This window comes from Pseudomonas sp. 43NM1 (genome assembly GCF_002836905.1).
Classification (GTDB): Bacteria; Pseudomonadota; Gammaproteobacteria; order Pseudomonadales; family Pseudomonadaceae; genus Aquipseudomonas; species Aquipseudomonas prosekii.
In genome coordinates, this window is record NZ_MKGS01000154.1 from 1 (window position 1) to 15,711 (window position 15,711).

General features: G+C 59.5%; 17 protein-coding genes. 14 read left to right on the forward strand and 3 right to left on the reverse strand.

Going from position 1 to position 15,711, the window contains the following annotated elements; all coding sequences use genetic code 11:
• Positions 1-153: 153 nt before the first annotated feature.
• On the reverse strand, positions 154-1,122 hold the full coding sequence (locus BI292_RS17870; protein WP_092277814.1) for a polyprenyl synthetase family protein: 969 nt from the start codon (positions 1,120-1,122) through the stop codon (positions 154-156).
• A gap of 240 nt (positions 1,123-1,362) precedes the next feature.
• Between BI292_RS17870 and rplU the strand changes: the two genes are divergently transcribed.
• The 5 genes from rplU to BI292_RS17895 all read left to right on the forward strand — a co-directional run bounded on the left by rplU (position 1,363) and on the right by BI292_RS17895 (position 5,117).
• Positions 1,363-1,677, forward strand: a complete 315-nt coding sequence (gene rplU / locus BI292_RS17875; RefSeq protein WP_003176051.1) for a 50S ribosomal protein L21 — start codon at positions 1,363-1,365, stop codon at positions 1,675-1,677.
• 33 nt (positions 1,678-1,710) lie between these two features.
• Positions 1,711-1,968, forward strand: a complete 258-nt coding sequence (gene rpmA / locus BI292_RS17880; RefSeq protein ID WP_003176049.1) for a 50S ribosomal protein L27 — start codon at positions 1,711-1,713, stop codon at positions 1,966-1,968.
• A gap of 193 nt (positions 1,969-2,161) precedes the next feature.
• Positions 2,162-3,385 (forward strand): Obg family GTPase CgtA, encoded by a 1,224-nt coding sequence (gene cgtA / locus BI292_RS17885; RefSeq protein WP_101208652.1) that lies wholly within the window; start codon positions 2,162-2,164, stop codon positions 3,383-3,385.
• Between the two features lie 137 nt (positions 3,386-3,522).
• Entirely contained in the window at positions 3,523-4,641 is a 1,119-nt protein-coding gene (gene proB, locus BI292_RS17890) for a glutamate 5-kinase (protein ID WP_101208653.1), read from the forward strand.
• Between the two features lie 11 nt (positions 4,642-4,652).
• Positions 4,653-5,117, forward strand: coding sequence for a CreA family protein (locus BI292_RS17895; RefSeq protein WP_092277820.1), 465 nt, complete (start codon positions 4,653-4,655; stop codon positions 5,115-5,117).
• A gap of 185 nt (positions 5,118-5,302) precedes the next feature.
• Here BI292_RS17895 and rpsT read toward each other — a convergent pair whose 3' ends face one another.
• Positions 5,303-5,581: a 30S ribosomal protein S20 gene (gene rpsT / locus BI292_RS17900; protein WP_008154937.1), complete on the reverse strand. Its 279-nt coding sequence runs from the start codon at positions 5,579-5,581 to the stop codon at positions 5,303-5,305.
• A gap of 252 nt (positions 5,582-5,833) precedes the next feature.
• Between rpsT and murJ the strand changes: the two genes are divergently transcribed.
• The 6 genes from murJ to ispH all read left to right on the forward strand — a co-directional run bounded on the left by murJ (position 5,834) and on the right by ispH (position 13,416).
• Positions 5,834-7,372, forward strand: coding sequence for a murein biosynthesis integral membrane protein MurJ (gene murJ, locus BI292_RS17910; RefSeq protein ID WP_101208654.1), 1,539 nt, complete (start codon positions 5,834-5,836; stop codon positions 7,370-7,372).
• Positions 7,373-7,501: 129 nt separating this feature from the next.
• On the forward strand, positions 7,502-8,452 hold the full coding sequence (ribF, locus tag BI292_RS17915; protein WP_092277824.1) for a bifunctional riboflavin kinase/FAD synthetase: 951 nt from the start codon (positions 7,502-7,504) through the stop codon (positions 8,450-8,452).
• Entirely contained in the window at positions 8,453-11,284 is a 2,832-nt protein-coding gene (gene ileS, locus BI292_RS17920; RefSeq protein ID WP_092277826.1) for an isoleucine--tRNA ligase, read from the forward strand. It begins immediately after the preceding gene.
• Complete coding sequence (gene lspA, locus BI292_RS17925) at positions 11,277-11,789, forward strand: signal peptidase II (RefSeq protein ID WP_101208655.1); 513 nt, start codon at positions 11,277-11,279, stop codon at positions 11,787-11,789. The genes ileS and lspA overlap by 8 nt, the downstream gene beginning before the upstream one ends.
• A 7-nt stretch (positions 11,790-11,796) precedes the next feature.
• Entirely contained in the window at positions 11,797-12,234 is a 438-nt protein-coding gene (gene fkpB, locus BI292_RS17930; protein WP_178076596.1) for an FKBP-type peptidyl-prolyl cis-trans isomerase, read from the forward strand.
• A 234-nt stretch (positions 12,235-12,468) separates the two neighbouring features.
• The gene (gene ispH, locus BI292_RS17935; protein ID WP_092277832.1) at positions 12,469-13,416 is read left to right on the forward strand and encodes a 4-hydroxy-3-methylbut-2-enyl diphosphate reductase; all 948 of its coding nucleotides are present in this window, start codon (positions 12,469-12,471) and stop codon (positions 13,414-13,416) included.
• Here ispH and BI292_RS17940 read toward each other — a convergent pair.
• Positions 13,370-13,942, reverse strand: coding sequence for a GspH/FimT family pseudopilin (locus BI292_RS17940; RefSeq protein WP_101208656.1), 573 nt, complete (start codon positions 13,940-13,942; stop codon positions 13,370-13,372). The two genes, ispH and BI292_RS17940, sit on opposite strands and share 47 nt — an antisense overlap.
• A gap of 129 nt (positions 13,943-14,071) precedes the next feature.
• Between BI292_RS17940 and BI292_RS17945 the strand changes: the two genes are divergently transcribed.
• Genes BI292_RS17945 through BI292_RS17955 form a run of 3 tightly spaced genes read left to right on the forward strand, consistent with a single transcriptional unit; the run spans position 14,072 to position 15,701 of the window.
• Entirely contained in the window at positions 14,072-14,545 is a 474-nt protein-coding gene (locus BI292_RS17945; RefSeq protein ID WP_101208657.1) for a GspH/FimT family pseudopilin, read from the forward strand.
• A complete protein-coding gene (pilV, locus tag BI292_RS17950) occupies positions 14,542-14,991 on the forward strand; it encodes a type IV pilus modification protein PilV (protein WP_101208658.1) in 450 nt (149 codons plus the stop codon). The genes BI292_RS17945 and pilV overlap by 4 nt, the downstream gene beginning before the upstream one ends.
• Positions 14,988-15,701 carry a PilW family protein gene (locus tag BI292_RS17955; RefSeq protein ID WP_092277840.1) on the forward strand — a complete coding sequence of 238 codons (714 nt, stop codon included), beginning with the start codon at positions 14,988-14,990 and terminating at the stop codon, positions 15,699-15,701. Before pilV ends, BI292_RS17955 begins: the two co-directional genes overlap by 4 nt.
• Positions 15,702-15,711: the final 10 nt, after the last annotated feature.

Consider the following 15,711-nt stretch of genomic DNA (forward strand, 5'->3'; position numbering starts at 1 on the left):
CATGTGGGGCGAACACTGTGGCGAGGGGGCTTGCCCCCGTTCGGCTGCGCAGCAGTCGTAAAATCAGTCTGACTGTGAAATGCCTGGGTCCGCTTCGCGACCCAACGGGGGCAAGCCCCCTCGCCACAGTGTTCGCCCCACATGGGATTGGCTTTAGTGCGTGCGGGCTACCGCGAACTCGCTCAGTTCCACCAGCGCATCGCGATATTCGCTGGCTGGCAGGGCGTCGAGGCACTTGATCGCGCGGGCCACGTAATCGCGGGCCAGTTGCGCGGTGTATTCCAGCGAACCGGACGCCTCAACGGCCTCGCGGATGCTTTCCAGGTCTTCGATGCCACCCTTCTGGATCGCCTGGCGTACCAGTGCGGCCTGTTCCGGGGTCCCTTCGCGCATGGTGTAGATCAGCGGCAGGGTCGGCTTGCCTTCGGCCAGGTCGTCACCGACGTTCTTGCCCAGGGTTTCCGCGTCGCCCTTGTAATCCAGCAGGTCGTCGACCAGCTGGAAGGCCACGCCCAGGTGATCGCCAAAGGTGCGCAGCGCTTCGCTTTGCTCCGCAGTGGCTTCACACAGGGCCGCGGCGCTGTGGGTCGAGGCCTCGAACAGCATCGCGGTTTTGCCGCGGATGACTTCCATGTAGGTCTCTTCGGTGGTGCTCGCGTCGCGCACCTTCGACAACTGCAGCACTTCGCCTTCAGCGATGATGCGCGTGGCTTGCGAAAGGATCTTCATCACCGGCATCGAGCCCAGTTCGACCATCATTTCGAAAGAACGCGAATACAGGAAGTCGCCGACCAGCACGCTGGGCGCGTTGCCCCACATGGCGTTGGCGGTCGAGCGGCCACGGCGCATGCCGGACATGTCGACGACGTCGTCATGCAGCAGGGTGGCGGTGTGCAGGAACTCGATTGTGGCGGCCAGCAGGCGCAAGTCATCGCCTTCGCGACCCAGGGCCTTGCCACACAGCAACACTAATAGAGGACGCAGGCGTTTACCGCCGGCCGAAGTGATGTAGTCGCCGATTTTCGATACCAGCGGCACTCGGGAAGTCAGCTGCTTCTTGATGATGCCGTCGACGGCGTTAAAATCGTCCGCCACCGCGCGGTAGAAAGCTTGGGGTTGCATCAGCGACAGTTGCTCCAGAAGGGTTGCGCGGCATGCTAGGACCCGCGTCCGGACCTGTCAAGGCGCGATGGACGGCCTCTTGCATCGCTCAAGCAGCTTGCGTACAATCGCGCACCCTGAACTTCCTGGGCAGCACCTGCCTTACGCAATTGCAATCGGGCCTTCCAGCCCAATGCAGCCATGCCAGCCAATATCTCTTCTTATAAAGAGCTGGGTGAGCAGGATTATCGGAGAAATACCATGTCGTACGCAGTAATTGTTACTGGTGGCAAGCAATACAAGGTCGCCCCAGGTGAATACCTGAAGATCGAAAAACTGGAAATCGCTACCGGCGAATCCGTTACTTTTGATCGCGTTCTGTTGGTCGCCAATGGCGATGACGTGAACATCGGCGCCCCGGTTGTTGCTGGCGCTACCGTTGTGGCTGAAGTGATCTCCCAAGGTCGTCACGATAAAGTCCGCATCATCAAGTTCCGTCGTCGTAAGCACCACATGAAGCGTATGGGCCACCGCCAGTGGTACACCGAGATCAAAATCACCGGTATTCAGGCTTAATTTCAGCCTAATCCTCACTAGGAGAATTGACTCATGGCACACAAAAAAGCTGGTGGTAGTACCCGTAACGGTCGCGACTCAGAAGCCAAACGCCTTGGCGTGAAGATGTATGGCGGCCAGAAGATCATTCCGGGCAACATCATCGTGCGTCAGCGCGGCACCCAATTCCACGCCGGTTACGGTGTTGGCATGGGTAAGGATCACACCCTCTTCGCGAAAATCGAAGGCGTGATCAAGTTTGAAGTAAAGGGCGCTTTCAACCGCCGTTACGTGAGCGTTGTCGCCGCTTAATTGCGCGATCGCTGGAAAAGCCCTGTCTCGCGACGGGGCTTTTTCGTTTATGGGGTGAGTCTCTTGCAAAGCTGTTTGTAATGGGCGAAAGCAGCTGGATTGCGGTAGTTGCTTGAGGTCGCTGCGCTCATTTTTGCAAGAGTCTTATGTCTGGATTTTCTTGGCTCGTCCGTATGACGAGAGGCGTTTTGTTATGAAGTTTGTTGATGAAGTATCGATTCGAGTAAAGGCCGGTGACGGCGGCAACGGTTGCATGAGCTTCCGTCGCGAGAAATTTATTGAAAACGGCGGCCCTAACGGCGGCGACGGTGGTGATGGCGGTTCGGTGTACATGCTCGCCGACGAAAACCTCAACACCCTGGTTGACTACCGTTACACCCGTCACTTCGATGCCGAGCGCGGTTCCAACGGCGGCAGCACTGACTGCACCGGTAAAAAAGGTGAAGAGCTGGTGCTGCGCGTACCGGTCGGCACTACCGTGATCGACGCCGCCACTCAGGAAGTTATCGGCGACCTGACCAAGGCTGGCCAGCGTTTGCTGGTTGCGCATGGCGGCTGGCACGGTCTGGGCAACACCCGTTTCAAATCCAGTACCAACCGTGCTCCGCGCCAGACCACTCCGGGCAAACCGGGTGAGGCGCGTGATCTCAAGCTGGAAATGAAAGTCCTTGCCGACGTCGGTCTGCTGGGCTTGCCGAACGCTGGCAAAAGTACTTTCATTCGTTCGGTGTCGGCCGCCAAGCCGAAAGTCGCCGATTATCCGTTCACCACGCTGGTGCCTAACCTCGGTGTGGTCAGCGTCGATCGCTGGAAAAGCTTCGTGGTCGCGGACATTCCGGGTCTGATCGAAGGTGCTTCCGACGGCGCGGGCCTGGGGATTCGTTTCCTCAAGCACTTGTCGCGGACGCGTCTGCTGTTGCACCTCGTGGACATGGCGCCGCTCGACGACGCCAGCGCCCCGGATGCTGCCGAAGTGATCGTCAGCGAACTGACCAAGTTCAGCCCGTCCCTGGCTGAGCGTGATCGTTGGCTGGTGCTGAACAAATGCGACCAGATCCTTGAAGAAGAGCACGAAGAGCGCGTCAAGGAGATCGTTGATCGCCTGGAATGGACCGGTCCGGTCTACGTGATCTCGGCCATCTCCAAGCTCGGCACCGAGCGTCTGTGCCACGACATCATGCGTTACATGGAAGACCGTGCCGATCGCCTGGCCAATGACCCGGCGTACAAGGAAGAACTGGCCGACCTCGATCAGCGCATCGAAGACGAAGCCCGTGCCCAGTTGCAGGCCCTGGATGACCAGCGTGCCCTGCGCCGTAGCGGCGTGAAGTCGGTCCACGACATCGGCGACGATGATTGGGACGAAGAAGATGTGGATGACGAAGACGGTCCGGAAATCATTTACGTGCGTGACTGATTCGTTGCAGTAAACTTGAACGCCGCTCAATCGAGCGGCGTTTTAGTATCTGCAAATCGATAGTTGGTCACGAATAACCACGAATAACGTCACGGGCAGCGCTGGGTCGCGCTGTCCTCAAGCTAAGGTTGAAGATGATGCGGAGCAAGGTGACAGGTGCGCAGCGTTGGGTCGTGAAGATCGGCAGCGCTTTGCTGACGGCGGATGGCAAAGGCCTGGATCGCGCGGCAATGGCTGTCTGGGTTGAACAGATGGTGGCCTTGCATGAGGCGGGCGTCGAGTTGGTGCTGGTGTCCTCCGGGGCGGTGGCGGCCGGCATGAGCCGTCTGGGCTGGACCGTGCGACCCAGTGCAATGCACGAATTGCAGGCCGCTGCGGCAATCGGTCAGATGGGTCTGGTGCAGGCTTGGGAATCGAGCTTTGCCGAGCACGCCCGGCATACCGCGCAGATTCTCCTGACCCATGACGACCTGTCCGACCGCAAGCGCTACCTTAACGCCCGCAGCACCCTGCGCGCGTTGGTCGAACTCAAGGTCATCCCGGTGATCAACGAGAACGACACCGTGGTCACCGACGAAATCCGTTTCGGCGACAACGACACGTTGGCGGCGCTGGTGGCGAATCTGGTCGAGGCTGATTTGCTGGTGATCCTTACCGATCGCGACGGCATGTTCGACGCCGACCCGCGCAATAACCCTGACGCCAGCCTGATTTACGAAGCGCGCGCCGATGATCCGGCGCTCGACGCGGTGGCGGGCGGCACCGGTGGCGCGTTGGGTCGTGGCGGCATGCAAACCAAATTGCGCGCCGCAAGGCTGGCTGCGCGTTCGGGGGCGCACACCATTATTGTTGGCGGGCGGATTGAGCGCGTGCTTGATCGCCTGAAGGCTGGCGAGCGCATCGGCACGTTGCTGTCGCCGGAGCGCGGCATGCTCGCGGCGCGCAAGCAATGGCTGGCCGGGCATCTGCAAACGCGCGGCACGCTGGTGCTCGATGCTGGCGCGGTGACGGCGTTGTCGCAAGGCAATAAAAGTTTGCTGCCGGTCGGCGTCAAACTGGTTCAAGGCAGTTTTCGACGTGGCGAAATGGTTGTTTGCGTGGCGCCCGACGGCCGAGAAATCGCCCGTGGCCTCGCCAATTACAGCGCTCTCGAAGCACAAAAAATCATTGGTCAGTCGTCTGAAGCGATTGTCGGTCTGTTGGGTTACATGGCTGAACCGGAACTGGTTCACCGCGATAATCTGATCCTGGTCTGAAGGAATATTGAATGCGCGTAGCAAAAGGGTTGTTGGGTTTGCTGTTGGCGATGCCGTTGCTGGCGTCAGCAGAAGAGATTGCCCAGGTGTCGACGGTGTTCAAATTCGTCGGCCCGAATGATCGGATCGTCGTCGAAGCGTTTGATGATCCCAAGGTAGAAGGCGTGACCTGCTACCTGTCGCGCGCCAAGACTGGCGGCGTGAAGGGTGGTTTGGGTCTGGCGGAAGATCGTGCCGAGGCGTCGCTGGCCTGTCGTCAGGTTGGCCCGATCAGCTTTAAAGGCGAACTGAAGGATGGCGATGAGGTGTTCAAAGAGCGCACATCGCTGGTATTCAAGTCGATGCAGGTCGTGCGTTTCCTCGACAAGAAGCGCAATACGCTGGTGTATCTGGTGTACAGCGATCGTCTGATCGAAGGCAGCCCGCAGAATGCGGTAACGGCGATTCCAATCCTGCCGTGGCCGCACGCGCAATAAGTCATACGTAAAACCAAATGTGGGAGCGAGCTTGCTCGCGATGACTGACTAACATTCAACATCTCTGTTGGCTGAAAGTCCGCTATCGCGAGCAGGCCCACTCCTACATTTTTTTGTATTGAATTCACCAAATCGCAGGCAATAAAAAACCGACCCTGAGGTCGGTTTTTCAACAAGCTTATCGCTTATGCGGCTACAGCAAGGTTCAGAGCCTTGACGTGACCGTTCAGGCGGCTCTTATGACGAGCAGCCTTGTTCTTGTGGATGATGCCTTTATCGGCCATACGGTCGATAACTGGCACGGCCAGAACGTAAGCAGCTTGAGCTTTTTCAGCGTCTTTTGCGTCGATGGCTTTAACTACATTCTTGATGTAGGTACGAACCATGGAACGCAGGCTGGCGTTGTGGCTGCGACGCTTCTCAGCCTGTTTTGCACGTTTTTTGGCGGAAGGTGTGTTGGCCACCGTCGAGCTCCTCGAAAGACTTTTTAGGAAATAGCAAACAAAATAGGCCGCGAATCATGCCGATGAGTTGATGTCTTGTCAAGGGCGGTTGAGACGTTCCGCTAAGTGGTAGGTATAAAGAGGCGGGATATTTATTTCCGGCGCTTGACCTGTAAACTCGCGAGCTTTGGCTCTGTGCTGCTGCGGCGCGGAGTATCGCATAAGTAGGCGCTTTGTTCGCCTGCTGTTTATCGACAGGCACAAACTCTTTCAATGAATCTGCTCAAATCGTTGGCCGCCGTCAGCTCTATCACGATGCTTTCCCGGGTTCTGGGGTTCGTTCGTGACACTCTTATCGCACGTACATTTGGTGCCGGGATGGCGACGGACGCCTTCTTTATCGCCTTCAAACTGCCCAATCTGCTGCGCCGGATCTTTGCCGAAGGCGCATTTTCCCAAGCCTTCGTGCCGATTCTCGCCGAATACAAGAGCCAAAAGGGCGAGGAGGCGACGCGAACGTTCATTGCCTACGTCTCGGGCCTGCTGACGCTGGTATTGGCGCTGGTGACCGCGCTGGGCATGCTCGCCGCGCCGTGGGTCATCTGGGCGACCGCGCCGGGTTTCACCGATACCCCGGAAAAATTCCAGCTCACGTCCGATCTGCTGCGCGTGACCTTCCCCTATATATTGCTGATTTCCCTGTCTTCATTGGCCGGGGCAATCCTCAATACCTACAACCGATTCTCGGTGCCGGCGTTCGTGCCGACCCTGCTGAACGTCAGCATGATCATCTTTTCGGTGTTCCTGACGCCGTATTTCGATCCGCCGGTCATGGCGTTGGGCTGGGCGGTACTGGTCGGTGGCCTGGCGCAATTGCTTTATCAACTGCCGCACCTGAAAAAAATCGGCATGTTGGTATTGCCGCGCCTGAACCTGCGTGACAGCGGCGTCTGGCGCGTGCTGAAACAAATGCTGCCGGCGATCCTCGGGGTTTCCGTCAGCCAGATTTCGCTGATCATCAACACGATTTTCGCCTCGTTCCTGGTAGCGGGCTCGGTGTCGTGGATGTATTACGCTGATCGCCTGATGGAATTGCCGTCCGGCGTGCTGGGCGTGGCCCTGGGCACAATTTTGCTGCCAACGCTGGCCAAGACTTACGCCAGCAAAGACCGCCAGGAATATTCGCGCATCCTCGATTGGGGCCTGCGCCTGTGCTTTGTGCTGGTGTTGCCATGCTCACTGGCGCTGGCGATTCTGGCCGAACCGCTGACCGTTTCGCTGTTCCAGTACGGCGCATTCAGCGGCTTTGATGCGTTGATGACCCAGCGCGCGCTGATCGCTTATTCGGTCGGTTTGCTCGGCATCATCGTGATCAAGGTGCTGGCCCCGGGTTTCTATGCGCAACAAAACATCCGCACGCCGGTGAAAATCGCGATATTCACACTGATCGTTACGCAACTGTTCAACCTGGTCTTGATCGGCCCGCTGGCCCACGCCGGGCTGGCGCTGGCCATCAGCATTGGCGCCTGCATCAACGCCGGGCTGCTGTTCTATCAACTGCGCAAACAGCAGATGTACCAACCGCAACCGGGCTGGGCAAAGTTTGGACTCAAACTGGTGATTGCTGTGTTGGTGATGTCCGCGGTATTGCTGTGCGGCATGCATTTCATGCCGGCGTGGGAGCAGGGGCACATGCTTGAACGCTTCCTGCGCCTGGGCGCGCTGGTCGCGGCTGGCGTGGTCGCCTATTTCGGCATGCTGCTGTTGATGGGTTTCCGTTTGCGCGACTTCAATCGCAAGGCGTTGAGCTGAGGCGTTCGCTGCGATAGACACGGGCGGGGCGGCAGTTTTGTCGGCTCGATCACTTTGGGTTACGGTGTTGCCTGTCGTCGGCCGCCGGGTGTGGTTATAATCGACCACTTTATGAGCAAGAAGCGCGTTATGCAGCTGGTTCGAGGCCTCCACAATCTGCGCCCCCAGCATCGGGGCTGTGTCGCCACTATTGGCAACTTTGACGGTGTTCACCGTGGTCACCAGGCAATCCTGGTCAGGCTGCGTGAACGTGCGCTCGAGTTGGGCGTGCCCAGCTGCGTGGTGATTTTCGAGCCACAGCCGCGGGAATTTTTTGCCCCCGACACCGCTCCGGCGCGTCTGGCGCGCTTGCGTGACAAACTTCAATTGCTCGCCGATGAAGGCGTTGACCGGGTCTTGTGCCTGGCCTTCAACCAGCGGCTGAGCAAACTCAGCGCCAGCGAATTCGTCGATACGATTCTGGTCGACGGCTTGGGCGTGCAGCACCTGGAGGTCGGTGACGACTTCCGTTTCGGCTGTGACCGGGTAGGCGATTTCGATTTCCTGCAGCAGGCCGGCGTGATGCAGGGTTTTACCGTGGAAGCGGCGCAAACCGTCGAGCTCGACGGGATTCGCGTCAGCAGCACGCAAGTGCGTAATGCCCTGGCCGCTGCCGATTTTGCCCTCGCCGAACGCTTGCTCGGCCGCCCGTACCGGATCGCCGGGCGTGTGTTGCACGGCCAGAAACTGGCGCGGCAATTGGGTACGCCCACCGCCAACATCCAACTCAAGCGTCGTCGCGTGCCGTTGTCCGGGGTGTATCTGGTCAGCGTTGATATCGACGGCAAGAGCTGGCCCGGCGTCGCCAATATCGGCGTGCGGCCAACGGTCCAGGGTGACGGCAAGGCCCACCTCGAAGTACATCTTTTAGATTTTGCCGGCGATCTATATGACCGGCGTTTGACGGTGGTTTTCCACCAAAAGCTGCGTGAAGAGCAGCGTTTCGCCTCTCTGGAGGCGCTTAAGACGGCGATCAATGCGGATGTCGCCGCCGCCCGTGCCCTGTCGCACCTAGCGCCAATCGCTAATGAAGAGCCTTAAATGACCGACTATAAAGCCACGCTAAACCTTCCGGACACCGCCTTCCCAATGAAGGCCGGCCTGCCACAGCGCGAACCGCAGATCCTGCAGCGCTGGGACAGTATTGGCCTGTACGGTAAGTTGCGCGAAATTGGCAAGGATCGTCCGAAGTTCGTCCTGCACGACGGCCCTCCGTACGCCAACGGCACGATTCACATCGGTCACGCACTGAACAAGATTCTCAAGGACATGATCATTCGCTCGAAGACCCTGTCGGGTTTCGACGCGCCTTATGTTCCGGGCTGGGACTGCCATGGCCTGCCGATCGAACACAAAGTCGAAGTGACCCACGGCAAGAACCTGGGCGCGGACAAGACCCGCGAACTGTGCCGTGCCTACGCCACCGAGCAGATCGAAGGGCAGAAGTCCGAATTCATCCGTCTCGGCGTGTTGGGCGACTTCGCCAACCCGTACAAGACCATGGACTTCAAAAACGAGGCCGGTGAAATCCGTGCCTTGGCCGAAATCGTCAAGGGCGGTTTCGTCTTCAAGGGCCTGAAGCCGGTGAACTGGTGCTTCGATTGCGGTTCGGCGCTGGCTGAAGCGGAAGTCGAGTACGAGAACAAAAAGTCCTCGACCATCGACGTTGCGTTCCCGATTGCCGACGAAGGCAAACTGGCGACTGCGTTCGGTCTGTCGTCGCTGGCCAAACCGGCTTCGATCGTGATCTGGACCACCACCCCGTGGACCATCCCGGCCAACCAGGCGCTGAACGTTCACCCGGAATTCAACTACGCGCTGGTCGATGTCGGCGACAAACTGCTGGTATTGGCTGAAGAGCTGGTCGAGTCGTGCCTGGTTCGTTACAACCTGCAAGGCTCGGTCATCGCGACCACCACCGGTAAAGAACTCGAACTGATCAACTTCCGTCACCCGTTCTACGATCGTCTGTCGCCGGTTTACCTGGCCGACTACGTCGAACTGGGCGCTGGCACTGGCGTGGTTCACTCCGCGCCGGCCTATGGCGTGGACGACTTCGTGACCTGCAAGAAATACGGCATGGTCAACGACGACATCATCAACCCGGTGCAAAGCAACGGCGTGTACGTGCCGTCGCTGGAATTTTTTGGCGGCCAGTTCATCTGGAAAGCCAACCCGGCGATCGTCGACAAACTGACCGAAGTCGGTGCGCTGCTGCACACCGCGATCATCGAACACAGCTACATGCACTGCTGGCGTCACAAGACTCCGCTGATCTATCGCGCCACCGCGCAGTGGTTCATCGGCATGGACAAAGAGCCTGCAACCGGCGAAACCCTGCGCAAACGCGCGATCAAAGCCATCGAAGAAACCAAGTTCGTCCCGGCCTGGGGCCAGGCGCGCCTGCACTCGATGATCGCCAACCGTCCGGACTGGTGCATCTCGCGTCAGCGCAACTGGGGCGTGCCGATCCCGTTTTTCCTCAACAAGGAAAGCGGCGAGCTGCACCCACGCACCGTCGAGTTGATGGAACAAGTCGCCCAACGCGTTGAAGTCGAAGGCATCGAAGCCTGGTTCAAAATGGACGCGGCCGAGTTGCTCGGCGATGAAGCGCCGCTGTACGACAAGATCAGCGACACCCTCGACGTCTGGTTCGATTCGGGCACCACGCACTGGCACGTCCTGCGCGGTTCACACCCGATGGGCCACGAGAGCGGCCCGCGCGCCGACCTGTACCTGGAAGGCTCGGACCAACACCGTGGCTGGTTCCACTCGTCGTTGCTGACCGGTTGCGCCATCGACAACCACGCGCCTTACCGCGAACTGCTGACTCACGGCTTCACCGTCGACGAGTCCGGGCGCAAGATGTCCAAGTCGCTGGGTAACGTGATTGCGCCGCAGAAGGTCAACGACACGCTGGGCGCCGACATCATGCGTCTGTGGGTGGCGTCCACCGATTACTCGGGTGAAATGGCGGTTTCCGAGCAGATCCTGCAACGCAGTGCGGACGCCTACCGGCGGATCCGTAACACCGCGCGCTTCCTGCTCTCGAACCTGACCGGTTTCAACCCGGCCACCGACATCCTGCCGGCCGAAGACATGCTGGCGCTGGACCGTTGGGCCGTGGACCGGACCCTGCTGCTGCAACGCGAGTTGCAAGAGCATTACGGCGAATACCGCTTCTGGAACGTCTACTCGAAGATCCACAATTTCTGCGTGCAGGAATTGGGCGGTTTCTACCTCGACATCATCAAGGACCGTCAGTACACCACTGGCGCCAACAGCAAGGCGCGCCGCTCGGCGCAAACCGCGCTGTACCACATCAGTGAAGCGCTGGTGCGCTGGATCGCGCCGATCCTCGCGTTCACCGCTGACGAACTGTGGCAATACCTGCCGGGCGAGCGCAACGAATCGGTGATGCTCAACACCTGGTACGAAGGCCTGAGCGAACTGCCGGACAACGTCGAACTGGGCCGCGCCTACTGGGAGCGGATCATGGCGGTGAAAGTCGCGGTCAACAAGGAAATGGAAATCCAGCGCGCGGCCAAGGCTGTCGGTGGCAACCTGCAAGCCGAAGTGACGCTGTTCGCCGAAGAGGCGCTGAGCGCCGACCTTGCCAAGCTGAGCAACGAGTTGCGCTTTGTTCTGATCACTTCGACTGCCAGCGTCGCTCCATTCGTTCAGGCTCCGGCCGATGCGGTGGTGACCGAAGTCAGCGGTTTGAAGTTGAAAATCGTCAAGTCCGCCTTCGCCAAGTGCGCCCGTTGCTGGCACTGCCGTGAAGACGTCGGCGTGAACCCGGAGCATCCGGAAATCTGCGGTCGTTGCGTCGACAACATCAGCGGCGCTGGCGAGGTACGTCACTATGCCTAACTCGGCTGGCCGTTTCGGACGGCTGAGCTGGCTCTGGTTGAGCTTGCTGGTTCTGGTCATTGACCAGGCCAGCAAGTTTTACTTTGAAGGCAAGCTCGAAATGTTCCAGCAGATCGTGGTGATCCCCGATCTGTTCAGTTGGACGCTGGCCTACAACACCGGCGCGGCGTTCAGCTTCCTGGCCGACAGTTCCGGTTGGCAGCGCTGGCTGTTTGCGCTGATCGCGATTGTTGTCAGTGCGGTGCTGGTGGTCTGGCTCAAGCGCCTCGGGCGCAACGAAACCTGGCTGGCCATCGCCTTGGCGCTGGTGCTGGGTGGCGCGCTGGGCAATCTGTATGACCGCATTGCCCTGGGCCATGTGATCGATTTCATTCTGGTGCATTGGCAGAACCAGTGGCACTTCCCGGCGTTCAACTTCGCCGACAGTGCGATTACGGTGGGTGCTGTAATGCTGGCACTGGATATGTTCAAAAGTAAGAAAACCGGAGAAGCCGTTCATGACTGAACAGGTATTGGCTGAGCAACGCATCCGCCAGAACACGGAAGTCACTCTGCACTTTGCATTGCGCCTGGAGAACGGCGACACGGTCGACAGCACCTTCGACAAAGCCCCGGCGACCTTTCAGGTCGGCGACGGCAACCTGTTACCAGGTTTCGAAGCCGCGCTGTTCGGTTTCAAGGCGGGCGACAAGCGCACCCTGAGCATTGCTCCGGAAAAAGCTTTCGGCCAGCCTAACCCGCAGAACGTGCAGGTTATTCCGCGTTCGCAGTTCAAGGACATGGACCTGTCGCCGGGCTTGCTGGTGATCTTCAACGATGCGGCCAATACTGAGCTGCCGGGTATCGTGAAAGAATTCGATGATGACCAAGTCACCATCGACTTCAACCACCCGCTGGCCGGCAAGACGCTGACCTTTGATGTCGAAATCATCAGCGTCAAATCGCTGTAACTGACCGAATACGGTCAACTGTAGGAGCGAAGCTTGTTGTGGCGAGGGGGCTTGCCCCCGTTCGATTGCGCAGCAATCGTAGGCAGTCACCGTATATCATTGAAAAATTGCGGTGACTGATTCAGGGGCGCTTCGCCCCCCGACGGGGGCAAGCCCCCTCGCCACAAAAGCTTGCTCCCACAGTAGTTTTTCATCGTTTTCGCTATTTCTTGCGCGCAAGACACGAGGCACAGCATGCAAATCAAACTCGCCAACCCCCGTGGCTTCTGCGCCGGTGTGGACCGGGCGATCGAAATCGTCAACCGCGCCCTGGAAGTCTTCGGGCCACCGATCTACGTGCGCCACGAAGTGGTCCACAACAAATTCGTCGTCGAAGACCTGCGTTCGCGCGGTGCAATCTTCGTTGAAGAACTCGATCAGGTGCCGGACGACGTCATCGTGATCTTCAGTGCCCACGGCGTTTCCCAGGCTGTGCGCACCGAAGCGGCGGGTCGTGGCTTGAAAGTGTTCGACGCGACCTGCCCACTGGTCACCAAAGTGCACATCGAAGTCGCGCGTTACAGCCGCGACGGGCGTGAATGCATCCTCATCGGCCACGCCGGGCACCCGGAAGTCGAAGGCACCATGGGCCAGTACGATGGCAGCAATGGTGGCGCGATCTACCTGGTCGAAGACGAAAAAGACGTCGCCACGCTGCAAGTGCAAAACCCTGACCGCCTGGCGTTCGTGACCCAGACCACGCTGTCGATGGACGACACCAGTCGCGTCATTGATGCGCTGCGTTCACGCTTCCCGGCCATCGGCGGTCCGCGCAAGGACGACATCTGCTACGCCACGCAAAACCGTCAGGACGCCGTCAAGCAACTGGCCGACGAGTGCGACGTGGTGCTGGTGGTCGGCAGCCCGAACAGCTCCAACTCCAATCGCTTGCGCGAACTCGCCGAACGCATGGCCACCCCGGCCTACCTGATCGACGGCGCCGAAGACATGCAAAAGAGCTGGTTCGACGGTGTCGAGCGTATCGGCATCACCGCTGGCGCCTCCGCACCGGAAGTGCTGGTGCGTGGCGTGATCCAGCAATTGCAGGCCTGGGGCGCTACCGGCGCCGACGAATTGGCCGGTCGCGAAGAGAACATCACGTTCTCGATGCCGAAAGAGCTGCGCGTGAAGTCGCTGCTTTAAGTCGTTTCTCCTCGGCACACAGCGCCTGTTCAGCCTTGCGGTTGTCCAGGCGCACGCGACCGGACGGCGCCAGCACCACTTGCAGGTGACTGACCGGCTCGCGCGCCGCGCAGAGGTGCAACGTCCCCGCCTGAAAGGCCCGCCCTGGCATCAGCGGTTGGCCGAGATGGCTGAACCGCACAAAACTCCTGACACTCCAGTTGCCGACAATCGGCACCCGATCACCATTCGCGTGCTCGACCAACAGCGGGTTGCTGCTGTCCTGCGGTCCTCGGCCACTGACGTCCAGAATGATCCGCCAGCCCTGAGCCCAATCGCCGTTAATGGCGTAGATCACCGTGTTCTGATTGTGCGTCAGGGCAATCGTCCTGGCGTGGCGAATTCCACTGATCAGCGACTGCGCCGCGACCTCGCGATAATTGGCCTGGGTCAGCGCGGCAAATGCCGGACTGACCAGCAGCAGAACAATCCCGGCAATTGCCAGTCCCATAAGCAGTTCGATCAGGCTGAAGCCGTGCTGATGCATGTTTTTCCTCCCTGGAGTGCTGCGGTTCGCGCAATCCGTGCGCGATAAAAGGCGAAACAACCGAACGCGTGCCGGTTGAATGTTCTAGCGTGTAGAAGCAGGTATAGCCGACGGCAACGGAGGGCACCGATGGATCATCGTACAAAAGGTTTCACGCTGGTCGAGTTGCTGATCGCGCTCGCGGTGTTTCTGATCCTGATCACCATGGCGGTGCCCATGTTTACCCGTTCGATCCAGGGCACCCGTGCCGACACCGAGGTCGGCGACCTGCAACGCGCGCTCAATTTCGCGCGCCTGGAAGCCATCGATCGCGGAGTGACCACGCGCCTGCGCCCGACTGCCGGTGGCAGCGTCTGGACCGGCGAACTCTCGGTCTACGACAGTACTGGCAATCCGGCCAATGTATTGCGGGTTGTTCCAGCGGTGAGCAGCGGCGCCACTCTGACGCTACCCTCTGGAGTGACCGCGATTGATTTCAACAATCTCGGCGGTTTGTCGGCACCGTCCACGGCGGTGCCGATCAGTTATGTGTTGGGCGCGCAGAGCAGGACGCTGATGGTGTGTTTGAACGGACGGATTTTTTCAGGTGGAATTTGCGGATGAGGGAACGGAGCAGGCGCGCACAGGAAGGCATGACGCTGATCGAAGTCTTGGTCGCGTTGGTGATTTTGACCGTCGGGCTGTTGGGGGCGGCGGCGATTCAGGTCAATGCGCTGAAGTACACCGACAGTGCGCGGATGACCAGCCAGGCGAGTTTTATCGCCTACGACATGATGGACCGCATTCGCGCCAACTCCGGCGCCGATTACACCGTCGCGCCGCCGACCTCAGGCAACCTCAGCGTCGCACGGGATCAGGACCTCTACGATTTCATCAGCAACATCGTCAGTTTCGGCGGCCCGACCGCTACCGGCAGCGTGGCCCTGAATCAACGCGTGTACACCATCACCATCACCTGGGACGACTCGCGCGCCGCCAACGTTGCCAACTCGCGCCGCAGCTTCGTCCTGACCAGCCGTGCCGCCGTTGATCCGGTGACGTCGCCATGAAGCATTCAAGCAAAGGTTTTGGCCTGATCGAATTGCTGATTGCCCTGGCATTGAGCCTGATTGTGGTGCTCGGCGTGGCGCAGGTGTTCATCTCGGCGAAGAACACTTACGTCAGCCAGAACACCGCTGCGGCCATGCAGGAGGACGCGCGGTTCGTGCTGAGCAAGATGATTCAGGAAATTCGCATGGTCGGCATGTTCGGATGCCTGGGCACGGTGATCGACGCCAGTACCATCGGGGATTTCAACGCCAGCCAGATCGCGCCGATCAGTTGGGACAACGCCAATCTCAAGCTGACATTGGTCACCGCCGATGTCGGCAGTGGCGGCGGCACGCCAACCTGGACCGTGCTGTCGGACTGTAAAACCGGCGCCACGGCCTACACGGATTTACGCGCGCCGGCGTCCGGGCAAATGGCTTTTCCGATACGTCGATTGATCTACAGCTTCAGCAACAACCAACTGTTGATGGGCAGCGGGCACGGCACGCCGGCCCAAGCGGTGCTGATCAATAACGTCAGTGCGTTCAACGTATCTTTCGGCATGGCCACCAGTACCAGCGATGTGGCGGCGACCAGTTACACCACCAACCCGAGCAACCCCGCGCTGATTCGCAGTGTGCGCCTGAGCCTGACGCTGGCCGATCCCAAGCAACGTGTGCGCAATCAGACCTTCAACGTGGTTGCCGCTTTGCGCAACCGGCTGCAGTAGGTGAACGCAT